19 protein-coding genes and 1 tRNA gene are annotated in these 24,500 nt (G+C 53.1%); 6 read left to right on the top strand and 14 right to left on the bottom strand.

The window, feature by feature from the left end:
• Window positions 1-32 precede the first annotated feature (32 nt).
• Window positions 33-1,892, bottom strand: coding sequence for a beta-ketoacyl synthase (locus tag H2508_RS02390; RefSeq protein WP_182168798.1), 1,860 nt, complete (start codon window positions 1,890-1,892; stop codon window positions 33-35).
• A 118-nt stretch (window positions 1,893-2,010) separates the two neighbouring features.
• Here H2508_RS02390 and H2508_RS02385 point away from each other — a divergent pair, with 118 nt between their 5' ends.
• The 3 genes from H2508_RS02385 (at window position 2,011) to ribB (ending at window position 5,454) form a co-directional block, all read left to right on the top strand.
• Complete coding sequence (locus H2508_RS02385) at window positions 2,011-3,018, top strand: GlxA family transcriptional regulator (protein WP_182168797.1); 1,008 nt, start codon at window positions 2,011-2,013, stop codon at window positions 3,016-3,018.
• 121 nt (window positions 3,019-3,139) lie between these two features.
• Window positions 3,140-4,324 carry a thiolase family protein gene (locus H2508_RS02380; protein ID WP_182168796.1) on the top strand — a complete coding sequence of 395 codons (1,185 nt, stop codon included), beginning with the start codon at window positions 3,140-3,142 and terminating at the stop codon, window positions 4,322-4,324.
• A gap of 8 nt (window positions 4,325-4,332) precedes the next feature.
• The gene (ribB, locus tag H2508_RS02375; RefSeq protein ID WP_182168795.1) at window positions 4,333-5,454 is read left to right on the top strand and encodes a 3,4-dihydroxy-2-butanone-4-phosphate synthase; all 1,122 of its coding nucleotides are present in this window, start codon (window positions 4,333-4,335) and stop codon (window positions 5,452-5,454) included.
• Window positions 5,455-5,484: 30 nt separating this feature from the next.
• On the opposite strand, the gene H2508_RS02370 is transcribed toward ribB, so the two are convergent.
• From H2508_RS02370 to H2508_RS02360, 3 genes are all read right to left on the bottom strand, one after another.
• Window positions 5,485-7,938 carry a penicillin acylase family protein gene (locus H2508_RS02370; RefSeq protein WP_182168794.1) on the bottom strand — a complete coding sequence of 818 codons (2,454 nt, stop codon included), beginning with the start codon at window positions 7,936-7,938 and terminating at the stop codon, window positions 5,485-5,487.
• A gap of 142 nt (window positions 7,939-8,080) precedes the next feature.
• Window positions 8,081-8,845, bottom strand: coding sequence for an enoyl-CoA hydratase/isomerase family protein (locus H2508_RS02365; protein ID WP_182168793.1), 765 nt, complete (start codon window positions 8,843-8,845; stop codon window positions 8,081-8,083).
• A 2-nt stretch (window positions 8,846-8,847) separates the two neighbouring features.
• Window positions 8,848-9,528 carry a nitroreductase gene (locus H2508_RS02360; RefSeq protein WP_182168792.1) on the bottom strand — a complete coding sequence of 227 codons (681 nt, stop codon included), beginning with the start codon at window positions 9,526-9,528 and terminating at the stop codon, window positions 8,848-8,850.
• A 392-nt stretch (window positions 9,529-9,920) separates the two neighbouring features.
• Here H2508_RS02360 and H2508_RS02355 point away from each other — a divergent pair, with 392 nt between their 5' ends.
• On the top strand, window positions 9,921-10,826 hold the full coding sequence (locus tag H2508_RS02355; RefSeq protein ID WP_182168791.1) for a VOC family protein: 906 nt from the start codon (window positions 9,921-9,923) through the stop codon (window positions 10,824-10,826).
• Between the two features lie 80 nt (window positions 10,827-10,906).
• Here H2508_RS02355 and H2508_RS02350 read toward each other — a convergent pair whose 3' ends face one another.
• Window positions 10,907-11,578: a substrate-binding periplasmic protein gene (locus H2508_RS02350; RefSeq protein ID WP_182168790.1), complete on the bottom strand. Its 672-nt coding sequence runs from the start codon at window positions 11,576-11,578 to the stop codon at window positions 10,907-10,909.
• Between the two features lie 209 nt (window positions 11,579-11,787).
• Between H2508_RS02350 and H2508_RS02345 the strand changes: the two genes are divergently transcribed.
• Window positions 11,788-12,447, top strand: a complete 660-nt coding sequence (locus H2508_RS02345) for an NUDIX hydrolase (protein ID WP_182168789.1) — start codon at window positions 11,788-11,790, stop codon at window positions 12,445-12,447.
• Between the two features lie 23 nt (window positions 12,448-12,470).
• On the opposite strand, the gene H2508_RS02340 is transcribed toward H2508_RS02345, so the two are convergent.
• The gene (locus H2508_RS02340; RefSeq protein ID WP_235964698.1) at window positions 12,471-13,454 is read right to left on the bottom strand and encodes an LLM class flavin-dependent oxidoreductase; all 984 of its coding nucleotides are present in this window, start codon (window positions 13,452-13,454) and stop codon (window positions 12,471-12,473) included.
• An 88-nt stretch (window positions 13,455-13,542) separates the two neighbouring features.
• Between H2508_RS02340 and H2508_RS02335 the strand changes: the two genes are divergently transcribed.
• Window positions 13,543-13,896 carry a YkgJ family cysteine cluster protein gene (locus H2508_RS02335; protein WP_182168788.1) on the top strand — a complete coding sequence of 118 codons (354 nt, stop codon included), beginning with the start codon at window positions 13,543-13,545 and terminating at the stop codon, window positions 13,894-13,896.
• On the opposite strand, the gene H2508_RS02330 is transcribed toward H2508_RS02335, so the two are convergent.
• From H2508_RS02330 to H2508_RS02295, 8 genes are all read right to left on the bottom strand, one after another.
• A complete protein-coding gene (locus H2508_RS02330) occupies window positions 13,888-15,021 on the bottom strand; it encodes an ABC transporter permease (protein ID WP_182168787.1) in 1,134 nt (377 codons plus the stop codon). The genes H2508_RS02335 and H2508_RS02330 overlap by 9 nt on opposite strands.
• Window positions 15,018-16,190: an ABC transporter permease gene (locus tag H2508_RS02325; RefSeq protein WP_182168786.1), complete on the bottom strand. Its 1,173-nt coding sequence runs from the start codon at window positions 16,188-16,190 to the stop codon at window positions 15,018-15,020. The genes H2508_RS02330 and H2508_RS02325 overlap by 4 nt, the downstream gene beginning before the upstream one ends.
• Before the next feature lie 17 nt (window positions 16,191-16,207).
• The gene (locus tag H2508_RS02320; RefSeq protein WP_182168785.1) at window positions 16,208-17,227 is read right to left on the bottom strand and encodes an HlyD family secretion protein; all 1,020 of its coding nucleotides are present in this window, start codon (window positions 17,225-17,227) and stop codon (window positions 16,208-16,210) included.
• Entirely contained in the window at window positions 17,224-18,627 is a 1,404-nt protein-coding gene (locus H2508_RS02315; RefSeq protein WP_182168784.1) for a TolC family protein, read from the bottom strand. Before H2508_RS02315 ends, H2508_RS02320 begins: the two co-directional genes overlap by 4 nt.
• Window positions 18,628-18,723: 96 nt before the next feature.
• Window positions 18,724-19,653: a cation diffusion facilitator family transporter gene (locus H2508_RS02310; RefSeq protein ID WP_182168783.1), complete on the bottom strand. Its 930-nt coding sequence runs from the start codon at window positions 19,651-19,653 to the stop codon at window positions 18,724-18,726.
• Window positions 19,654-19,937: 284 nt separating this feature from the next.
• Window positions 19,938-22,478 (bottom strand): TonB-dependent receptor, encoded by a 2,541-nt coding sequence (locus H2508_RS02305; RefSeq protein ID WP_182168782.1) that lies wholly within the window; start codon window positions 22,476-22,478, stop codon window positions 19,938-19,940.
• A 374-nt stretch (window positions 22,479-22,852) separates the two neighbouring features.
• A tRNA-Ala gene (locus H2508_RS02300) sits at window positions 22,853-22,928 on the bottom strand.
• Between the two features lie 109 nt (window positions 22,929-23,037).
• Window positions 23,038-24,438 carry an L-serine ammonia-lyase gene (locus H2508_RS02295; RefSeq protein ID WP_182168781.1) on the bottom strand — a complete coding sequence of 467 codons (1,401 nt, stop codon included), beginning with the start codon at window positions 24,436-24,438 and terminating at the stop codon, window positions 23,038-23,040.
• Window positions 24,439-24,500: the final 62 nt, after the last annotated feature.

Below are 24,500 nucleotides of genomic sequence, written 5' to 3'. Positions count from 1 at the left end.
CTACTCTTTAAGCCCGCTGCGTTTACTAGGGACTACTCTTCTAAGCGCATGTCCGCAAAAGGCGACTCGGGATTTAAGTCTACTCGATGGCCCCCAACATGCATTTCACCTTGAGCGTAAACCACGTCTTCGTCTTCTAAAACACCGTGGTCAAAGCGATAGGTTGGTGCAATCTGACCAGCAATCATCGCTTCATCATACTCATCCTGACGCTCTAAGACCTCGGCGTTAGCCGCTTCCCAACGCTGCCACTGGCTCTTGCCATAACGTGCCTTGAGCATACGACGAGTCAGATCTGGGCTGAGCAAAGTAGCCGTAGCGTTATTGCCACCAAAGCCCTTGGAGTTTATTAAAGTGTAATGCAATTGAGCTGGATCGATAGCTCGGTGCTCGATAGCAAAGTCCAAATGATCACTACAAACATCATCAGCTAGGCGTTCGATAGTGGAAATGCCTGGTATCTGACCGTGCTGCCACACCCCCAAGGTTGCTGTCACTTGATCACCTGAAGCCGAACCCAGTGAATGGCCTAAATAGCTCTTCATCGCGGCAACCGCCCAGCGATCGATGCCAAAGGCTTTGGCGGTCTCGCTCAAAATTCGTGATTCAGTGACTCGGTTTTGCGGTGTTCCGGTACCATGAGCCTGCACCAAACCGCCACTGCGTAAAGCTTTATCTCCGATAATAGCCCGCACCGCAGCCGTGGCCTTGGCCATCGTGATGTAATTGCCGACTCCGGGGCCAGAAATGGATTTTTTGTAGCCGTCGGCGTTAACAAACACATCAGTGGCAGCACCAAATACGGTGGCACCGAGCTCCATAGCCAGCTCATCATCAAACAACACCAACATCTGCGCTGATTCGGCGATGGTAAAGCCACAGTTTTCAGCAAAAGGACGACAAGCACGGCGGTGATCGGGCTCAGTGCCAGCGGCAATGCCATCCAGTTCACGCAAGCCCTTGTCGCTCGCCAGGGCACCCATTGCTGCGTAACCTTCCATGACTTCTGGGTTTATCGGCGCTTCGGCTGAACCGATAAAAGCAATGCGAGCACGGCCACTGCGAATATCATGGATACCCTGACGCAGGTTATAGAGGAAAGACGCGCAGGCCCCAAGCGAGGCACCAGTAGAACCCAGGCTACCCAAGACGTAGGCGTTAACAAAGTCAGCCGGCATTTCAGCCAAACTCAAAGGGCAAAACTTTGAGGTGATGCGCTGGCCGTTGTAGCGCGCCTTAAGCATCCCCCCAGCGCCAGCGCCATCGAGCTGACCCATGGCACTACCGGCATAAACACTGACCTGGTCTACCGCTACTTTGCTGGCCACATACTGCCAATCAAGGCCCAAGCTGCCCAAGGCATCGGAAGCAGCGTAAACCATCATTTGCAGGCCACGTGGGTGATTGCGAGACTGATAGAGCTTGCCGGGTTCAAAGCCTGTGGGTAACTGTCCAGCGGCTTTAACTTCAAACTCTCGCTCAGTGGGCAATAGGAAATCCTGCGGCCCACTGATCTCCACTGATACATCAGTCACGGATATAGGTGTCACTGTCCAAGTGGGGGGAATCACATCAGGCAAGTACTGACGCTTAATCTCAAAGCGGGCTGTATTGCCCTCGCCCTTGGTCGGAAAACGCTTATTCCAGGGCACCGCATCGACATCAAAATGTCCCTGCTCAATACGGCGCACTAAAGTGTGATCGAGAATAAACTGCTGCTCACTACTGTCCGGCAAGCCCATTAGCTGCGCCAAAGCGGCGAAAGTTTTCTCTCGCTCTTTACTTGGCAAAGCGGACTGCACCATACGCCGGTAGGCGTGATGCCCCGATGCGCGCCCCGCGCCATTGATACCACCAAAGCCGACAATTACCGGCAAGCGCTGAGTACTCATTACCACCACCCATCACAAAATTTAAAGACGCCAAGTGTACGCCTAGCGCTCAGGAGTGAATATGTTATTTAAGACATTTTATGTGGTATTTTGGCCTAATGATCAAAGGAACTTATCGATGCTTACTGCCGCCGCACTGTTATATCCTGACGCACTTGCCACCAGCGTCACCTTGCCAATGGAAATTCTACAAGCCGCCAGCCAGTTGGCCAGTGTCAGCTGTCGCGGCCAAACCCAGCTACGCTTTCTGTTGGCAGGCCCCGACCTTGAACCAATACGCCTAGCCAGTGGTGTCGAGCTGCAGCCCAGCATCAGCTTTGACCAGCTGCCGCCACTGGATCTGCTCCTTTTGCCGGCCATTTGGCGCAATCCCTTGCCCACTATACGCAGCGCCGAGCCCTGGCTCCCTTTACTGGCCGATATTGCCAGCCGCGGCACGCGAATCTGCTCAGTGGGTACGGCTAGCACCCTACTTGCCGAAGCCGGTCTATTAGATCATCAACCGGCGACGACCCATTGGAATTTCTTTGAGCGCTTTGCTCGGCGCTACCCGCTAGTGCAATTAAAGACTCGTCACCTAATTACCCAAAGCGACAATATTTACTGCGCTGGCAGCGTTAACTCGATCGCTGACTTGATGGTCCATTTAGTCGAAATTTGGTTTGGCCCGCGCATTTCCCGAGCAGTCGAGCAGCAATTCTCGCCCGAGATACGGCAATCATTTCGCGCCGCCGCCTATCAAAATACACAGTCCAACACACATCATGATGAAACTGTCCTGCAGGCCCAGCAAGCGATACAGGAGCAAATGGCAACAGGGATTAACTTTCCGCAGCTAGCACAGCGCTTACAGATCAGTACCCGCACGCTGAATAGACGCTTTCGCGAAGCCACTGGCAACAGCCCCCAGGATTATTTAACTAGTTTACGCATTGCCACCGCCAAAGATTTGCTGCGCCGCAGCAACTTATCGGTGGGTGAAGTCAGCTGGCAAGTAGGCCTACAAGATGCCAGTTATTTTTCGCAGTTATTCCGGCGCCATACCGGTGTCAGCCCAATGCGTTACCGCGAAGCGGCGAGAGGCAAATTGTTCGATCCGCAAGAGACCAGCAAGGCCTCGCTTTAGTGCGCTCTCAACTTGAGAAAACCCCTGTTCTGTGGCTAAATGATCGCCCTATTTCTAAGGCGTGGCCGCCATATTTCGCCGGTTCTCACGCTCAAGTCAACCTAGCTAACGGACCCCTATTATGAGTAATGACGCAGTCGTAATCGTCGCTGGTGCCCGCACCCCCATGGGTGGCCTACAGGGCAGCCTTTCAGAAGTCTCCGCCACCGAACTGGGCTCTATTGCTATTGCTGAAGCCATTACTCGCAGTGGTGTAGATGCGGCAGAAATCGATGAAGTCTTTATGGGCTGTGTGCTGCCCGCGGCCCTAAAGCAGGGCCCTGCGCGCCAGGCCGCTATCGGTGCAGGCATTCCTAAAAACGCCGGCGCCGTAACCTTAAACAAGCTTTGCGGCAGTGGTATGCAAGCGACGATCTTCGGCTATGACAGCATTGTTGCCGGTACCAATAAGGTTGTCGTCTGTGGCGGTATGGAAAGCATGAGCAATGCACCGCACATACTCCCCGGCGCTCGCGGCGGTGTTCGCACTGGCCACAAGACGCTCTACGACCACATGTTTTTAGACGGTTTGGAAGACGCTTACACAGGCCGAGCTATGGGCAGTTTTGCTCAGGAAACCGCTGACGAGCGCGGCCTAACTCGCGAACAGATGGACGCCTTCGCTATCGAATCACTGTCTCGCGCTAAGCGAGCAATCGAAGAAGGTGCTCTGAAAGCTGAAACAGCCCCCGTAACCATCAAAACACGTAAAGGCGAAGTAGTTGTAGAAGACGACGAACAGCCGCACAAAGCCATACCAGAAAAAATCCCCACACTGCGCCCTGCTTTTGCTAAAGATGGCACCATCACTGCAGCCAACGCCAGCTCTATTTCAGACGGCGCCAGCGCATTGATCCTGATGAGTGAAAAAGAAGCCAAAGAACGTGGCCTCAACCCGATGGCCCGCATTGTGGCCCATAGTCGCCACAGCCAAGAGCCCTCGGAGTTCACCATTGCACCCATCGGCGCGATAAACAAACTGTTCGAGAAGACCGGTTGGAGCGCAGCGGATGTCGACCTGTTTGAAATCAACGAAGCTTTCGCCATGGTGACCATGCTGGCCATACAAGAACTGGGCCTAGATCACGCTAAGGTTAACATTCACGGCGGCGCCTGCGCCCAAGGCCACCCTATTGGCTCCACTGGCTCGCGCATCATTGTCAGCTTGATGTACGCCCTGCAACAGTTGGGCAAACAGCGCGGCGTAGCCGCTCTGTGCATCGGTGGTGGCGAAGCCACCGCCATCGGCATTGAGTTAATCGGGTAATCCTGACTATGGCACTGAGCAGCATACCAGACATTCTGGACGACATACGCGCCGGAAAAATGGTCATCTTGATGGATGACGAAGACCGTGAGAACGAGGGCGATCTGATCATCGCTGCAGAGGCAGTAAGCCCCGAGATCATCACATTTTTCTCCAGTGAAGCCTGCGGTTTGATTTGCATGCCGATCACTGAGGAGCGCGCTCGGCAGCTGCAGTTGCCATTAATGGTGCGAGACAACCGCTCACAGCACGAAACCAACTTTACGGTATCGATAGACGCAGCTGAGCGCAAAGGCCCTGGTATCAGCTCGGTGCAGCGCGCCCACACAGTGCGCCAGGCAGTGGCGGCAAAAGCCCAGCCCTCCGACCTAGTGCAGCCTGGCCATATCTTCCCGCTGGTCGCTAAACCCGGCGGCGTTCTGCGCCGCGCTGGACACACCGAAGCCGGCGTTGACCTAGCACGCATGGCAGGCTTTGAGCCCGCTGCGCTGATAGTCGAAATCATGAATGAAGATGGCACGATGGCGCGCCGTCCTCAGCTGGAAAAGTTTGCCGCCAAACACCAGCTGCGAATGGGCACCATCGCCGACTTAATTGAGTATCGCTCTCTGCACGAGCAGTCTATTGAGCTGTCCGATAGCAAGCCGGTACTGACTGAGTTTGGCAAATTCCAGCTGCACAGCTTTTTGGATCTAGTAGACGATACTGTGCACTACGCTATGACCATGGGTGATATCAAGGAAGAGCAAGCGTGCTTAGTGCGAGTGCAAACCGTAAACACCTTGCGTGATGTCCTAGGTACGCGGATTGAAGGCGCTGACAACGGCTGGTCTTACCGCCGTGCTATGCAAAAAGTTGCAGAGACAGGCACTGGCGCGGTGATTTTGATTGGCCAGTCAACGAGCACGGAGCAGCAGCTGGCAGAAGTTCGTCAGTTCCCTGAAGCGCCCAGTGTGGCCGGGCCTGCTAACAGTGACGGCACCCAGAACTACCGTTTCATCGGCACTGGCTCGCAAATTCTCAAGCGCCTAGGTGTTGGGAAAATGCGTCTGATGTCGGCACCTGTTCATTTCAATGCCCTGTCGGGCTTCAATCTTGAGGTCACCGAGTTCGTTCAGCCCGAAGACTGAACGATACACTCAACTTTAAAAGACCTTTAGTTACTCTTCTATGGATTCGCGGCGCAGAGTTTGTGCGTCGCGATCCATTTCGCAGTACGGCATATCAATCCACCCAGACTGGGAGTACAAAGCTGTCGCATCGGCATAATGCGCTGAGGCTGGGTCAGTAGACTGCGAGTAAGTCAGCACGGCATAGGCATCTGGACAATCGCTCTCATCCCATGTGACCGCTTGAATATAACTATTACCAGTAGATATCTTGGCATAGCCTTTGTCTTTGATCAGTCCTGAATAAATGGCACTGAACATGAAGCCGCCCGACCCGCCGTGAATACCGTAGCGCTCTCCATTTTTCTCTTCGTACTGAATCTCACCCCAGGGCCGATCCATCGGAATATTCGCTTCAGCTAGACGCTCAACAGCTCTCTCTAAGGCCTCTAGGACAGCATCTGCTACTGCGGAGTCGGCTAGGTTTAACTGTCGCGGCGTATTGACCGGGTCAGCGGGATCAAAGGGGATCGCCCACTGGTTTTCAGTGCCATTAAACTCGCGCCAAAACTCATAGAAAATATGCCCTCCCACACTATCAAGCTGATAGCGTTGATCCCAATTAGCCAGTACGCTGCAGGCCTCTTCGAGCAGGGAAATACCCGCAGCATTGTCAGATGCTGATAAATCTTCCATCGACAAACAGAGCTCAGCGACATCCTCTGCGACTTGCTGTGCGGTGTAATTCGTCGCTTGATATAGCAGTGTGCGAATATTATCGATGTTAAACCCGGGCTCGCCCAAGTCATCGCTGCCAGCCAAACGGCGCTCGGCTTGATCAAAGGTCTGCCGCGTACGCAGGCTCTGCTCCACCTCTTCAGCCCCAATCAGTGGCGAGTAGCCAGTCAGCAAAGCATCGGGATTAGTCAGCCAATAGCTGTCATTAGCATTGGCGACGTAGCCTCGTGTGTCCAGTTTCGGCAGGCTGTCATAGCCAAAAATACCCTCCGGAGCGCCTTCATCACTGCCCCACTCACAACTGGCATCACTGCCGTCCATCGTGACGTAGCCAGCATCGGTCAATAGTGATTGCAGGGGGCCGCGAATGCAGCTTTTGTACTGATTGATTGAAACATGGGGCACCACTGAAATATCCCCGTAAAAAGCGTTGCCTTCACGATCTGCAGCAATCGTGTTGACCCAGGGAATGCCCAAGTCACGAAGAGCCTGCTGCAATTCACTTATGTTGCTGGCCTGTCCCATTTTCAACCATTGGTCTAAGCCGCGCAGATTATCCAGGTTGGCATCGCGATAGCTCAGCAGTGTCCCCAAAGCATTGGGCCAGCCAGCCAATAGCGGCGACAGCCCGCCTAAATCTACGATCGGACCAAAGTGTGATAGATAAAAGGTATGCTCTATGCTCTCAACACTGCCATCTTCCCTTAAACGCTCAGCCGCTACGGTTTTCGATTCGATGTCGCGCATCTCACCGTTATATTGATATTGAAAGACGTTCTCGGGGTTTAGCTCTAATTCGTAGAAAGTAAAACGGGACCCAGTGCTAACGGTATGAGTCCAGGCCAAGTCCTTATTAAAACCAATAGTGTTGAGCGGCAGACCGGCCAGCGTTGCCCCCATGACGTCGTACTCATCGCCCATACGCAGGTGCGACATAAACCAGCGTAAATTGCCGCTCCAGGGAAAGTGTGGGTTGCCCAACAACAAGCCCGTGCTACCTTGAGCAGCCTGCTCACCCACTGCATATGCATTACTACCCATGAGCTCGTGGGTCGGCATATCCAGGCCGCGTACAATCGCATCGCGATCTAGGGCGGCATACAACTGCTCAGCTGCCACAGAAGCAGCCATAGTGACTACAGTGTTTTCAGGCGCCTTAACTGCAGTAGAAAAATTTGCCAGTGGCCCTGAACTAGCGCGCAAAATGGCTTTATGCATCAAGCGCGCCACATCCATCACATCGACTTTTCGCACCCACTCAGCATTGCGGCAACCTTCATCACCTTGCGCAAGGTTCTCAACACCGGTCTCATCCAGGTAGCGATTCAAGCCAGCAACATAACCCGTGGTGATATCCAATACCCGCTTGGGAGCAGCATCAAAAAAAATTCGCTGAATACGTTCATCGTCATTAAACAACTTGTAAACCAAATCTTCATTCAAGTTGCCTTGCTTGCCCAGATAACGTGCTGACTCCCCTTTGGCACGCACGATCTCCTTCATCACTACACAAAAGTTTTCTTTGGCATAGGCATAACCAAAGCCATAACCCAAGCTGCCCCAGTCATCTGCGCTGACATGCGGAATACCGTATTCAGTCCATACAATGTCGGCTTGATAAGTGGACTCAGGAGGCGCTGGAGCTTGTGGCGGCGGCGTTGGCGCAGGGCCTCTACTATCGGATGAGTCACCGCAAGCCAGCAATAAAGCAGAACTAAATAGTATCGTGCACAAGCGAAGGCTGGTGCCTATGGTCGGCAATCGCATTGCTAATCCTTATTATCGTTGTAGTTATTTATTTATCTGCTCACAGCAGACTAGATTCGCATGAGCTGAGGCAAGCGACAAGTGAGCTCCCCTGAGCACAACAACTTTAGCTGAGGAATTTAATAAGCGCCAACTCAGCTTGTTACTTGGCATCAAAGCGCGGCTCGCGCTTTTCAATAATCGCCATGATGGCTTCAATATTTTCCGCTGAGCCGGCTTGACGCAGCATCGCTGCTTGCTCCGCGACAAAGGCGGCATCAATAGCCGCTTTATGTGGTAAGCGCAGGCAGCGCTTCATTTCGCGCAAAGCATTCACTGGCCAGCGAGCAATATCCTGGGCACGGGACATGGCTCGCTCCAATAACTCATCGTCGGCTAAAGCTTCCAAGGCGATGCCACAATTCACAGCGCGCTCGGCATCAATCCAGTCGGCGGTATAAAATAATTCCGCAGCACGCTGTGCACCGATATTAGCCTGCAACATATAGCTACTGGCCCACTCCGGCACTAAGGCCATGGCCGCGAAGGGCAAGCGCATACGCAAACTCTGCCCCACGTAGACCATGTCGGCATGGAATAACACTGTCGCCCCGCCACCAATAGCGACACCCTGCACTGCGGCAATTAAAGGCTTGTCAAAGTCTGCCACCGCCCGCGCAGCCGCTTCAAAAGGGTGCTCGGCGCCAGAATCTGTGTCGCCAAAACTCGCCAAATCCACGCCGGCAGAAAAGTTACCGCCGGCGCCTGTTAATAGCACAGAGCGCACTTGATCGTCGGCTGCCGCTGCCTGAAATGCTTCAGCAATGGCCAGCCAAAGCGCATTATCGATGGCATTTTTTTTAGCGGGTCGGTTAAAGGTGAGCTTAAGCACATGACCGTGACGCTCACTCAGCAAAGATTCACTCATATTTAGACCCCCTCATGAAAAGTCACAAAATCCTCAAGTGCAGCACGATCCGTGCGGCATCTGTTGGCGGCGGCATCTGGATCGGGATAGCCAAAGGAAATACCAAATAACAGCTTATTGTTGGCTTCAACTCCCAATTGTTGACGCAGCGGATCAGCTAGAAAACTCAGTGCTGTTTGCGGACAACTAGCTAGTCCGTGGGCAGTCATCGACAACATCAAGGTCTGGGCAAACATACCCAAGTCAGCGGCTTCACGCAGGCCAAAAGGCTCCGGTAAAAACAGAAAGGCCACATGCGGCGCATCAAAAAAGCTAAAATTTTGCATGAAGGCTTGATGGCGCGCCGCTTTGTCTTCACGGGCAATTCCCAAGGCATCGTATAGAGCTTTGGCAGCCGCATGTTGGCGCGTTTTATAAACCCCTTCGTAAGACCCATCATAGGGGAAGTCCATGCTGAACTCGCCAGCCATAAAACGAGCCGGCAACTCCTTGCGCAATTCCTCTAAGACAGCGCCAGATGCCACATGTACCAGCCAAGGCTGAGTATTACAGTTACTCGGTGCGCAAGCGGCGTCCTTAAAGATCGCCTCTAACGTTGCCTGCGGCACTCGCTTAGGCAGAAAGGCACGACAGGCATATCGCTGTGCAACAACTGTCCTGAAATTGCTCGTGATGTCAGTCATCAAAATCTCTCTATTGATCGGTTTTTAATACAACTTCTTGTTTGCCTGCCACGCCGCACACGGTCGTATGACTCACCGGCTTCTGGATGTGATCAAGCCTTAAAAGTTTAATCGGCATATCACCGCTAAGATCTCGCCTGTGTCAATGGCTTGGACTCAGTCGCTTTAGGCGGCCTACTATTGCCAGCCTGCGACAGCTCTAAGAGTTTTATATTAGTGCTTGGTAATCAGCAAGCTAGCGGCTGCAGGCTGTACAATAGGTTCCCCTATGTATACTGTCAGCTACTGAAATCAACGCAGGGGCTGTACAGCCCCTTAAAAGCACTGATAATCAACAGCGATATACTGGAACGATACTTCCAGTCAGCACCTAACCGCAATAGGAGTAATCAATGGCACTGGCAAGCATAGGCTACCTAAGAATTGGGTCGACCGACGTCGACGCTTGGATGAGCTTTGGCACCGATGTACTGGGCTTGATGGACGCAGAGCAAAGTGATCTTGAAGGTGTACGTTATCTGCGTATGGATAGGCACCCCTTCCGCTTCGCTATAGAGCCTTGCGCAGAAGACAAGCTACTGTCCTGTGGACTCGAATATCGCAATGCAGCGGATTGGCAAGCGGCTTGCGATGCCCTGCGCAAAGCGGGCCACACGCTCACCGCCGGTGATGCTACTGAAGCTGCACGTCTCTGTGTGAGCGATTTTGTCACTGTCAGCGACCCTGCCGGAAACGTTCTCGAGCTCTACTATGGTCGCCGCTTAGACTACAAACCACTGATCTCACCCACTGGTGTTTCAGCATTTGTGACTGGCGATGAATACACCGGCGATATGGGCTTTGGCCACGCCGTAATTCCGGCCCCAGACATTGAGGCAAGCATCGCGTTTTATACCGAGCTCATTGGCCTTGGTATCAGCGATGACCTCTACCCGCCCATGCCTGAAGGTGCGCCGGAGTCTCGGGTCGTGTTCATGCATGCCGACAACCCCCGTCAGCACTCATTAGCGCTGTACAACCAGCCCACACCTAGCGGCGTAGTTCACATGATGGTTGAAGTAAGCACGCTGGATGAAGTTGGCCGCGGATTGGATCTCGCCAAAGCAGCAGGTCACCCGGTTATTGCCAGCCTAGGACGCCATGTTAACGACAACATGTGCTCATTCTATGTCCTTGCACCGGGCGGTATCGCGGTGGAATACGGTTACGATGGCCTGTTGGTCGACTGGGAAACTTACACTCCCACGGTCAGCACCGAAGGCGACCTCTGGGGCCACGAGTACAACTTCCCCGGCTAAGCTAGCCTCAGTGGCGGCAGTTTTATCGGCAGCACTTGTGCCCGCCGATAGCTGCTGCCACAGCTGTTAAGGCTAAACTCTCAGCGGGCGACAATCTGGACCGGAATCCAGCGCTTAAAAATATAGTCTAGCGTGCCGTTTCTACGCATTAAACTCAGCGCCCGATTCAAATCACGCGCCAAAGCTGCATTATCCTGACGTACTGCCCAAGCCAGCCTCTCCTCCGTCAAGGGCGCATATTGGCTAATTAGATCATCGTAGCTAAGATCATTGGCTAACAGCCAACTGGTCGCCGCATCATGCACAAATAAATCTATTTTACCTTCGCGCAATGCGCTAAAGGCCAACTCAGGCTCATCAAAGAAACTCACTTTGGCATCGGACAACTCACTAGCGGCAAAAGCAGCGCCAGCGCTCATGGGCTCAACACCTACTCTTATACCTTCGCGAAACACGGCCCAGGGCTGAACAAAGTGTGCCGCTTTGTCGCGATGCATTATGGCCATCTGCCCCACTTGCAGATAGGCGTCAATAAAGCTTAGCTCTGCGCTGAGTGCTTCAGTTATATTGAGTCCCGACATCAACACATCGACCTCAGCATTTTTAACAGCCGCTACTAATGCCGCTCTAGGCAGCACCACCAACTCGACATCTCGGCCGAGGATCTTGCCAACTGCCAAGGCGTTGTCTGCCTCGATGCCGACAACCCGGCCTTCCTGAAGATAGTGTAAAGGGGCTTGATCTGCTGACAAGCCAACTCTGAGTGTATCAGCCGCAACTGCTGTGCTAGTGAAAAGAAAACTAATAAAGAGCAGGCAAAGTCCTCGCATAAAGCAGTATCCAGAATCACTCGAGGCTCGGATGGTAGGTGAGTTAAGCCACTGTCGCAATCACTAAAGAAACACACATGAAGCTAGCTATTGGGCAGCTCTTAATAAAACTTAGTTGTTATACTAGGGCTATGACTAAAGCAGCATTGCGGCCCAAAGACGCCGCCACACTCATCATTGTAAGAGACAAAAGGGAAGTTTTGCTGGGTTTGCGCAGCGCCCGGCATCGCTTTCTGCCAAACCACTATGTCTTTCCCGGTGGCGGCGTAGACCCGGGTGACGCACGTGTGAAATGCCCTATTGGGCTCAAGCCATCTGTCGCCGAACAATTACAGCGCAGCTGCAGTGCCGCCAGAGCCAGAGCATTGGCCATGACGGCAGTGCGCGAAACCTTTGAGGAAACCGGCCTGCTGCTTGGCGAGTCTAGCGAGCAAACAATTCGCAGCCAATCGCCTTCTTGGCAGCCAATTTTCCAGCAGGGAGTAGTGCCCGCTTTACACCGCTTAGAGTATCTAGCCAGAGCCATCACGCCCCCCAACAACGTCAGGCGTTTCGACGCGCGTTTTTTTATGGTCGACAGCAAGCATATGCAGGGCAGCATAAGAAGCAATGGCGAACTAGAAGATCTGCGCTGGGTCGCCCTAGATGAAGTTGATCAATATCCGCTGATCTCTATCACGCGCTTAGTGCTTGAACTATTGCAGCAAAAATTACAGGGCACAGCGACGAACCCGCAAGCTATTCCGCTGTTTCGACAGCTACATGGTCAAGAATTGATTGAGCATCACTAAGTGTTTAGCGCCTGGCTGTAAGCTCAGGCACTAAATACTTCTTTCAGTAACTTGAAGGAACGCTGGCGATCTTCGAAGTAATACATATTACTCACCACCATCACTTCATCAGCGGCAAACTGCTCAGCCAGCAACTCCAACTGCGCCTTCACCTGAGCCGGCGTACCCACCGCACGGCTGACGTTGCGGCTAGCAATAAAAGACCGCTCCTGGGGCCCTAAAGGATATTGCAAGGCAGCCTGGGGCGTTAGTGAGCGATTCTCACTCTGGCCTGTAACAAAGCGAAACAGGTTGAGATCATAGGTCAACTGTAGCGCTTTCGCGCGCTCTTCATCTTCAGCGCAAAACACACTGGTGGTGATAATCGCATAGGGCTCAGGCTGGAGAGCACTAGGCTGAAAGCGAGATTTGTAGAGTTTCACCAGCTCTGGCCTAGCCTGGGGGTTAATAAATATGCCGAGGTTGTAAGGCAAGCCTCGCTGAGCAGCCAGCATGGCGCTATCTGGGCTTGAGCCCAGCATCCACAGTGGCATGCCAGCTGGTGGCCGGGGGCTCACCAGCGGCTTGGCATCTGGGTTCCACAAATAGTCGCTGAGTTCAGCCACCTGTGTTGGAAATCGCTCAAAATTGGGTCTGCGACCATTAGCTAATGCTACCGCTGTTGACATGTCAGCACCCGGTGCCCGGCCCACGCCTAAGTCGATACGCTCGGGATAGAGGTTGGCCAATAGCGAAAAAACTTCTGCTACTTTATAGGCACTATAATGTGGCAGCATAATGCCGCCAGAACCCAAGCGTATACGGGATGTCGCAGCCCCTAAGGCTGCCAGCAATACTTCCGGCGCACTGCCCGCCACTGAGGGAAATGCGTGGTGCTCAGACACCCAGAAACGCTCATAACCCAATGACTCGCAATAGCGCGCCATCTCGATAGTTTCACGCAGTGCCTGCGCTGCCTGCTCAGCTGTGCGAGCCAAAGATTGATCAAGTACCGATAATTTCATCATTCACAATCACATCTAATAGTCATTCAGTTTGCTAACTTAGCAAAGCCAAAGGCTATAATGACAGCAACAGAGATAAAACTGGACTCATATGTATCAAAACCGTGACATCATAGCGCGCCTGCGTGAACGCATCCCCTCATTTGAATGTGTGCCCGGTTGTCATGACTGCTGTGGGCCCGTCACCACCTCCTCAGAAGAAATGTCACGCTTGCCGGTAAAAACAGAGGCCGAACACGAGGCAGCATTAAAAGAGTTTAACTGCGTTCATTTAGGACCAGAAGGCTGCACAGTGTATGAAGAGCGCCCTTTAATCTGTCGACTATTTGGCACAACGCCGCGAATGCCCTGCCCCAATGATCGGCGCCCCGAGACCATGATTGACCCTGAGGTAGAGCAAGAGATTCATCACTATATCGCCACTACCAGACAGGTATTAGTCTAGAGGCGAGCGTTGGCTAAACTGATCCTCCCGCCGCCGATAACGCCTAATTGCCAATGCGCCATAAAGCACTGTCAGCAAAGCCATGTTGGTTAGTTCACCCGAGACTTCTGCTAGCCTCGCGCCCATCTGATTGAGTTTAACCATCGCATTGATTCCTGGCGTGCTGGGCAACAGCTGGGCAATGCGCACTAAGTACTCGGGACTGGCCTCTACCGGCCAGGACAAGTTGGATAAGAAAAACATGGGCAGGGAGGTGATAGTCAGGAGCTGAAAAGCTCGCTCTCGAGTGCGAAAGAAACTGCCAAAAAATAGTGCAAAGCTAACCACAGAGGCGATGAACAGTGCCCCAGCCAGCAACAATCCAATCAAGTTGCCGCCGCGAGGATAATCCTGAAACCAAAATACGAAGCCACTGAAGTAAAGTAAACTAAACATGCCGATCATTGCGAATGCTGAAGCAATGCCACAGAGAGCTGGCAGCGACACTTGCAGCTTACCCTGTCGCTCTCGCCGAGTAGCTGCCACCACCGCCAAGCCGACCAGCAAGGTCTGTTGCACAATCAGTGCCGCTACCCCTGGCACAATAGCGCTGCCATAGCCTAGGGCGGTATTGAACAATGGCCGCTCAATGAGCTGCAGTGCCGGCCCTGCTGTTAAACCCGCAAACTGAGCCTGGGAGAGCGCCGCTTCTTGAGCAAATGCTCTAATGGCCTGAGCCGCGCCCTGCATGGATAGGCCCGCACGGCTCAGCAAAGTGCCATTGCCAAACAAGGCCAGCCCTCCTTGCTCAACTCGCAGGATATCGCGCTGAAAGTTTGCCGGGATCAGCAGCACTGCTTCCACTTCACCGCGCTCCACCAGCTGCCGAGCCTGCTCCATTGACCCGACTACCCCAAGTACATGCACTGCACGCAACGCGGTTAGTTTGCGCTGTAATTCACGACTCATGGGGCTGTGATCTTGATCGACCACCACCAGCGGTAACTGCCCTGCCACTTGGTGACGATAGGCCGCAGGATAGAAAAACGAATACAGAATCACTGCACCGACCAGCGTTACCAGTGCCACTCTATCGCTGAAAATTGTTTTGAGGGTCTGGCTAAAAGACTCGCTGAAACGATTCATCGCAGCCCCCAAGCTGATGGGTCACGGGATGCTCGACCATACAAAACAGCACCCACAACGCCAGCGAGCAGCACAAACAAGAGCAAAGTTGCCAGTGGCCACAGAGACACCGTCAGCGCTGAGCCCATCTCCAACTGCTGCCCCTGTAACTTCAAATAGGCGGTATAGGGCAAGAGCTCACTCCACACACGAGTAAACCAAGGCGCTCCTTGTAATGGGAAGGTCGCCCCTGAGAAAGCCATTGAGGTACCCGCGTATAGCCCTGCCACTGACAAAGCGGTGACCATGTTGCGAGTCAGCGCCACGAACAACAGCGCAAGCGCAGCATAAGCTAGGTACATCAAGGCCTGACCCAGCACCAACAAAGCCATTTCGTCAGCCGCCATCGCAGTGCCCCTAATGAGCACCAGCCACAGTAAACTCGCCACTCCATATAAGCTGAATAGCACAAAATAAGGCGTCATCTTACCCAGCAGCGCTGGCAGCAGCCGATCATGCGCTTCGCGCAACCAAGGCCTGACAGTGGCATCACGCAGCTCTCGACCAAAAGCGCCCACCATGGCCACGCACATGGCCAAGTGAAGGATTGCTGGAAATATCAGACCCAGAAGAAAATGCTCATAACTGCGGCTGGGGTTGAACAAGACACTCAACTGCACAGCGACCGGAGCGGCTCGCAGCGCCCCAGGTCCACGAATCATGCCTACCTCTGTCGCTGTTAACTCTATTGCAAGTGCCTGCACAGCACTGTCAATATCTCGCGCTGCAGCCTGCCCCGCTACTTGATAACTCGCATTGTAATAACTGAATACAGAGCCGCTGCCGCCGCGCTGGATTGCCGCTTCCGTGCCAGCTGGAATGTGCACTACGGCATAGATTTTTAACTCACGCGCCAAGGCCAAGGCCTGTGACAGGGACCTCGCTTGCTCACTCACCTTCAGGCCGGGGGAAGCCTCTAGCTGACGTACTAGCTGGCGACTAGTGGTGCTGCGGTCCAGATCGACCACCGCAATTGGCAGCTCTCGGGGAAGGCCGCCGCTGAACAACCATGCCATAAGCAGCAACAACAAGCAGGGAATCCAGGTCGCCAAGGCTAGATCCGAGGGACTGCCAAGTAGGTAGCGGCACTCTCGACGGGCCGAGCTTAAAAAGGCCTGTAGCGACGGCATTTTGCCCGCTCTGGGCCTTAGTCCCGAGGGGGCCATTGGAACAGAACGCTCATACCCGGCCGCAAGCCATCAACCCGCTGCAGGGGCCGCACTCGGACCTCGAAGCTTTTAATGTCATAGCCGCTGGACTGCCGTGTGGAGCGCCAAGTGGCAAAATCACCGGCAGGGCTAATGTAATAAACCTCGAATGGCACAGAGTCCAGAGCTAAGGCGGGAATGTCACCCTGCAAACGTTGTCCATTGCGAAGGCCGCTAAACTGGCTCTCTAGCAGATTCATTGAGACCCACATTTGATCAATATCGACCAGCACAAACACCGGATAGCCAGCCGGCACCAACTCGCCGACATCGGCCAAACGCTTAGCCACCTCCGCCCCTAGAGGTGCTCGACCGCTAATCTCAGCCTGAGCAGCGCGCACTTCGGCCACAGCAGCTTCAGCCTGACGCACCTGCGCCTGCGCAGCAGCCTTATCCTCCTCCCGCGCACCCGATAGAGCTAAGTCATACTGGGCTCGGGCCGCGATAAGCATTTGATTAGCACTGCGCTGCTGAACCAAGGCTTCATCGCGCTGCTGCCGGGTCATCACGCCCTCTTGGTAGAGACTCTCAACTCGTTGATAGGTGGAACTAGCTAACTCCGCGGCGGCGGCAGCGCGACGCCAGTTGGCTTCAGCTGCGCGAATATCTTCGCTGCGCGCACCCTGCTCCGCCTTAGCGGCTTGCGATTGCGCCGCCTCCAGTAAGGCTGTGGCCTGAGCCATCTTAGCCTCAACTTCAGGGCTATCGAGTTCGAACAATAACTGCCCTGCCGCAACTCGCTCGCCCTCTCGCACTAACAGCTTTGACACACGCGCACTAATCTTCGCCGACACTTTAATGCTGTCTGCATCAGCCATGCCCTGTATCAGCTCGGCTGGTTCACGAAATGCCAAGCGCAGCCCTAACAAAATGAGCGCCACCACGATCAGCAGAGACCCAAGGGCCAGCCATCGGCGAGCTGCTGGCGACAGGGGTGGGGTGTTCTCGCTTTCGCTCATTGCACAAGCACCTTGTCAGCCTGAAGAAAATAATCAAAATATTGTGTCAGCCCACCGCTGATCTCCAACAAGCGAGCCAGCGCCACATCATACTCGTAGGCGGCTTGGGCGCGCTCAACTATGGCTCCTCCGAGCTGCAGGCGCGCATCAATCACGTCTAGCGAAGTTGATTGCCCTTCACGGAACGAGAGTTCCTGTAAGCGCAGGTTTTCCCGGGCCAAGGCAATCGAGCTGTCCAGCAGGAGGTACTGTTCGCGCGCGGACTCCACATCGTTGTAAGCTTTGCTTACCCCCATGGTGATCTGATTGCGTGCTTCCCGCAGCCCCGCTTCGCTCTGTGCTAGCTGCTCACGAGCAGCAGCAATCTGCTGCGGGCGATTGCTGCCAGATAAGAAAGTGTATTTCAGCCCAATACCAAAGGCCCAGTCAGGGTCAGTAATCAGCGCATCATCGGCGTGCAGGTCATACTGCCCAAAGGCGTAAACCTGCGGTTTAAGCTTGGCCTCTTGCACTTTCACTCCTTCACTGGCCTGCTCCCCTAGGGCCTGTAAACGTCGAATCTGTGGGTGCTGGGAGAGCGCCGCTTGGCGAAAGCTTTCCAGCGGCTGCAAAGAGCGACTGATCACAAATAATGGCGTGTCGGTGGCGATAGGCTGATCGCTGCGCAGCAAGTTGGCCAAGGAAATACTGATGGTATTCAAATTATTGCGGGCGCGCTGATATTCACGTTCGGCTTGATCGCGGGCCACTGCCGCCTGGAGACGCTGAGCTTTGGTGGCAAAACCTTTGTGTTCCAGCTTTTCGGCATTATCAACATGGCGCTGCAGGCCATCGCGTACCTCCCGGCGCACCTCCAATGCCAGACGGGCAAGCTGTTGGCCGAAGTACAACTGCACCAGTTGTAGCAGTTGTGACTGGGACTCTAGATCGCGCTCCGCCGAAGCCTGCTTTAGTGCCGCGGCCGCTGCTGCCTGTGCAGCTGGGATTTGTCCGCCGCTGTATAGTGGCAGCACGGTGGTGAGTATGGGGCGCGTGCGCCAATCACGCTCGCTGAACTGCAGGGGGCTGACAATGCCGTAGTCCTCAGCGACCGGTGCTAGGGAGCCCAAAGGCAGAGACAGCGTTTTCTCAAACTGCATCCGTCGCAGGTCGAGTGACAGCTCCGGCAAACGCAAAGACTGGGTAGCTTGTGCAAGATTGGCTTTGCCGCGTACTTTGGCATCTGCTGCGGCTAATGCATCTGAGGCCTGCTCTAGCAAGACGCGAGCTTGTTCAAAGCTCAGTGTTTGGCTGTAACTGTCCTCGGCCCAAGCTGCGCTAAACAGCAGCGGACAGAACAGGCAGGCTAGCAAAGCAAAGCGCTGGGGGCACTGACGAAGACTAGCTGATTTACCGTGCATTCTTAGACCTTATCGCACACCAGACCATCATGATTCGCCCTTTAATATCCTAGCCCTCTAGCTAACAAAGTCGCTCTGCACACTGACTCAATATTTTTAGCTACCAGAGTAGCATTGGTGATCAATTAAACTCGCACTCTTGTGTTTAGCATTGGAATATTCGAGTTCGATTGTCGAGTGGCTAATTCCAAACTCCTTATCGATGCGTGTTTTGATAGTGTGTTTTATCAGGTCGTAATCTGACCAGCACCCTTCCTTGATCACAATATGAATATCCAGCGCGGCTTGATGCTCCTGCATTTCCCAGAAGTGAGCGTGGTGCACTCTTTCCACACCGTCGATGCTCTCAATTAACGCGATGACTTCATCGGTATCAACATCTGGCGGACTACCTAGCATTAAGGTTCGAATCGGCTTACCTATTTCTGCAAATGACAGCCACAGAATATAAACCGCGATGAGCAGCGTAACGGCTGGGTCTACCCAAGCAATATCGTAGAGCAAGATAAAGATACCGCCCAGGACCACGGCAACTGAAGACAGCGCATCGCTGAGATTATGTAAAAATAGCGCGCGAATATTAACGCTGTCTTTCTGCATGGAATAGGTAAGCGCTGCCGTCAGGGTGTCGATGACCAGGGCAATACCACCCAAAATCACCAGTCCCCAACCCGCCACCGCTGGCGGGTCAAACAGGCGCAGCACACCCTCGTAGGCCAGGTATAAGCCGATGATAATCAACGATGTGTAATTGATCAGAGCGGCCACCACCTCGACCCGCCCATAACCAAAGGTCATTTTAGGGTCTGCAGGACGCCGCGCAATCTTGCGTGCAGCAAAAGCAATGATCAATGATGCCATGTCGGAAAAGTTATGCACCGCATCGGCAATCAAGGCCAGACTACCTGACATGATGCCACCAATGACCTGAGCAATCGTCAACAGCCCATTGGCCCAAATAGCGATAGCAACCCTCTTATCGCCATCTTTTGGATCAATATGAACATGGTGGTGGTGCTGCGACATATACTCCGTCCTCTAGGTCATTTCTAGGCCATAGCCATAGTGAAGCTTGATAAGCCTTAGGATACAGTGAAGATTGTCATTGGGCACCCGCAGAGACAAATGCCTTACTCTCACTCAATAACAGTATTCCTAACAGACTAGGATTGACGCTTAGTTGCGGGCAATAACGAGACTGAGTGAAACAGCTTGATGCTTATCTTGATTTTCAGGGAGGGTTGAGGTCGCAGTAGATAGTAGCCTATGCACTAGTCAAAGCTAGTGCATAGGCAGGCCGACGACTTAACTTAAAAGTCGTAAGTTAGATCGATACCATAGGTCCGCGGCTCCCCATATTGCTCGGCAATTGGCCCTAAGCTGCCAAAGTTGGTGGCAAAGGTGGGATAGTCGTCGTCAGTGAGGTTCCTGCCCCAGATCGAAATCTTCATCAGGCCATCGCCTACTTCGATCTGCTCTAGACTGAGCCGTGCGTTAACTAAGGTTCGCGCATCCATCATCTGATGCTCGACTATGGAAGGCTCGCCATTGACAACACCTGACCAGAGGGCAGTTTCAGGCCATTCATCCTGCCAATTAGCGCTCACATAGCCAGTGATCTCACCGTATGAGGTGCGAGCAAAAATGTAGTCTGCCGAAATATTGAATTGATTACCGGGCGCGGTGCGCTTGGCAAAAGGTAGGCTGTCGATACAGTTAATTGGCTCGTTAGTGCCGCAAACGGGTGGGTACTCCTCGAAGTCCTTATCCACATAGGCATAGCTGAGTGACACAATGAGATCTTCGGCTGGCGCTACAGTGACCTCCAACTCACCACCCCAACGATCCGCTTTACCTGCGTTGGTGATTAAGCTAGTAGCTACACCGCCATCGGTTTTAATCTGGCTGACTTGTACGTCTTCCCATATATAGGTGTAGATAGAGCCGTTGATACGCAGGCGCCTATCCCACCAATCACTTTTTATGCCCAGCTCCCATTGCTCGATGGTTTCTTCTTTAAAGGCGTTATCGAAAATTTCGCCGTTAAAACCACCACTGCGATAGCCTGTGGCGTAACGTAAAAACACGTTAGCACTGTCCGCCATGTCATAGGCAATAGTGAAGTTACCACTCATATTGTAGAAATTAGACTTGTTGCTAGTGGCTTGGGCTGGGGTGACGCCAAAAGGACTGACTACTGCAGAATAATCGTAGTCAATTTCTTTGGTTTCCTCGGTGTAGCGCAAGCCCAGTGTCAGGGCTAAGCGATCGTCAAGTATTGAAGGCCGCATAGTGGCTTGACCAAAGACTGCAAAGGCTTCAGTGGAGTTATCATATGCTTGGGGCCCAAAACCAGCGACCGGCGCGGCAAAGATCGCTTTCCTCAAGTAACTAGATTCATCATCAAAGTAATAGACGCCAAGGACATACTCTAAGTTGTCAGTGGTGCCGACCATATGAACTTCTTGAGAAAATTGCTTGTAATCACTCTGCGTATCCTGCTTTGAATGGAATGCACCGAGCTCATCGATACCTCCCCAGAGCGCATCGATCGGCAGGAATTGTATAGGGATGCCTTGATCGTAAGCAGCACCATAAATCTGCCCAAGGGTTAGGTGAACCAGGTCTGTCATAGCGCCGACACCATTGGCATCAAGCCGGCTATCGAGGTCCTCGATATCACCGTAAACATACATATCGAGCTCACGGTGGGCAGTTATCGATTTGAAAGTCACATCACCGAGCAGCCCCACATCTCCTGCATCCCAAGTTAATGTCAAAGCATGACCTTCAACATCACTTTCCGTGTAGGGGGCGAAATCGGCAGTGCCTCTTGTCACTCGTCCTTCGCCTTGATCTATCGCTCGCTGATAGCTATCAATGGTTTTATTCAGCGATGGAATCCAGCGTGAAGCGATACGCGGGTCAGCACCGGGAATCGTCGAATAAGCCATGGCTTGCTGCAAGGTGCCTCGCAGTGCGGTCATCCGTGGCACATTGCCCGCGGCATCAACCGGGTTGAAAGCAACCACTTGTTGTAGCGCGTTGTGCTCATCGAGCTTATTTTTGTCGTACACATAGTCCGCCACAAAGTTATCTCGGGGCGTCCACTGCAGCGCAATGCGGTAGGCTTGACGGTCTAAGTTGTCAAAGTCCTGCTCGCCGGAATTACTGTTTTTATAAAAATCATCACGCTGGCGCGTTTGAAAGCCAAAGCTGCTAGCCAGCTCGCCCAGCCCCTCTCCAACTTCGCCAATGGCTGGCAAATTGACATTGCCCTTGATTGCCCAGTAGTCGTAATTTCCTAGGGAGCCGGTGACTCGACCACCAAATTCACCGGTGGGCTTCTTGCTGATAAAGTTAACTGCACCACCGGTGGCATTTCGCCCGTAAAGCGTGCCTTGGGGGCCACGCAAAACCTCGATGCGCTCAATTTCGGCAACATCCATCGCAGAGCCCACTAGCTTGCCGACATAGACCCCATCCAAATAAGTCGCCACGGCTGGGTCGAGTGACAGGTTAGCCGGTGAACCCCCAGAAACTCCTCGCATATTGAGGCCTGATGAAGCACGCGAACCCGGCGCCGAAAAGCCATTGACCCCCGGTACATTGCCAATCAAGTCGGCAATATTCGAGATCCGTCGATTTTCAACGTTCGCTTCGGAAAACGCTGTAATAGAGATAGGCGTATCTTGACTAGACTCGGCTCTTTTCTGAGCCGTCACCACTACCTCTTCTAGCTGCATTCCTTGGGCCACAGCATGAGGTGAGCTGGCCAATAAACCAAGGGAAGTTGCCACAGCAACAGTCAATGTTTGTCGAGGAAATGCTCGTCGCAAATTTTTAATCATAATTTTTCCCTTGGAATAAGTAGTGACTAATACTGAGTGTTTTTATAATGCCAACTATCAAAGTTTGAGCAGCGCAGCAGCAAGAAGCCCAGCAAGTTCAAGCAAAATGACGAAATGTCATAAAACAATAGCTCAAATCAGCCATAAGGCCAGTTTGCCAGAGCCAAAACCATCACTTAGCCGCCATATCAATATAGTTGAGCTTTTTAATCGCTGCTTTGAGCTAATGAAGCCAGGGCGCTTATTGAGTCGATATGACTGATTAGGAGTGGCGGGAGGTTTTGTAAGAGGAAGGGAAGCCGATATAAATCTTAGACAATAAAAAAGCCCGCGTTTAAGCGGGCTTTTTAGCTTGCTGAATTAACAGCTTGTTTTGGTGGAGCTATGCGGGATCGAACCGCAGACCTCAACACTGCCAGTGTTGCGCTCTCCCAGCTGAGCTATAGCCCCAAAACTTCTAAGACTTTGATATTCATGGCCTTTGAAACAGCCCCAATCAAAGAGGAGCGCATTTTAGTGAGAGCTATTGCCACTGTCAATAGCCTTTAGGCGACTAAACTCAACATTCGATAATACTCACTGGCACCTCTAGTACATTGACCGCCAAACCGCCGCGTGCCGTCTCTTTATATTTATCCTGCATATCGCGACCGGTGTCGCGCATGGTTTTAATAACCTGATCTAAAGTGACGTAGTGCTCGCCACTGCCCCTTAAGGCCATACGAGCGGCACTAATCGCTTTAATTGCCGCCATCGCATTGCGTTCAATACAAGGCACTTGAACCAAACCACCCACGGGGTCACAGGTCAGGCCAAGATTGTGCTCCATGGCAATCTCAGCGGCATTTTCCACTTGCGCAAGGCTTCCTCCCAAGGCATCTGCTAGTGCCCCAGCAGCCATGGAACAGGCGGAGCCTACCTCGCCTTGGCAGCCGACTTCGGCCCCCGATATCGAGGCATTGATTTTGTACAAAATGCCAATCGCCGCTGCGCTGAGCAAGAAGCGACATATATCATCATCGGAGGCGCCCTGACAGTGGCTTAAATAGTACTTGAGAACTGCTGGTATAATTCCAGCCGCACCATTGGTTGGGGCCGTGACGATGCGCCCGCCAGCGGCATTCTCTTCATTAACGGCTAAGGCATAAAGGGTCACCCAGTCGAGCGTCGTCAGTGAATCATCACCCATGCTGCCGGTGCCACTTTTCAACTGACGATATAATCTGGCGGCCCGGCGTTTAACTTTCAAAGCACCCGGCATCACACCTTCGGTAACAGAACCACGGTCGATACTAGCGTCCATTACCCGCCATATATCCAGCAGCTCCGAGCGTATTTCCGCTTCACTACGCCAGGCTTTTTCGTTCTCCATCATTAAGCTACTAATCGACAGGCCGCTGTTACGGCACTGTTCTAAGAGCTCAGCCCCAGTACTAAAAGGATATGGCAGCGGCGTTGAGTCATCGACCACGACATCCCCTTTTGCAGCCTCTTCATCCACCACAAAACCACCGCCGACGGAGTAAAATTCGCGCTGTCGCAGCAGCTCACCGGCAGAGTCATAGGCGCTGAAGCGCATACCATTGGCATGGTAGGGCAAGGACTTATTACTATGTAAAACCAGATCCTGGGAGTCATCAAAATTGATACTGTGCGCAGCCATCAGCGTCAAGCGAGAGCTCTGTCGCACCCTTGCCACACGCTCATCGGCGGTCTCGACCGCGACCGACTCAGGCCGCTCACCCTCAAGTCCTAAAATAATGGCTTTGGGCGTCCCGTGGCCAAGCCCCGTAGCACCCAGTGAACCAAAAAGCTCGGCCCTCACACGGCTACAACGCTCAAGTAGGGCATCCTCTTGTAGAGCGCTGGCAAATTGCCGGGCAGCCTTCATGGGGCCCACGGTATGTGAGCTAGAAGGACCGATTCCAACTTTAAACAGATCGAAGGTACTGATTGACATAAAGGCGGCCTATGACCCAACAACTAGGGTCATTGTAGGCCGCTCAGTGCACAGCATCCACT

The organism is Sediminihaliea albiluteola, assembly GCF_014077625.1.
Classification (GTDB): domain Bacteria; phylum Pseudomonadota; class Gammaproteobacteria; order Pseudomonadales; family Halieaceae; genus Sediminihaliea; species Sediminihaliea albiluteola.
The sequence above is the reverse complement of the archived record's forward strand: the minus strand, read 5'-3'. Positions and strand labels throughout refer to the sequence as shown.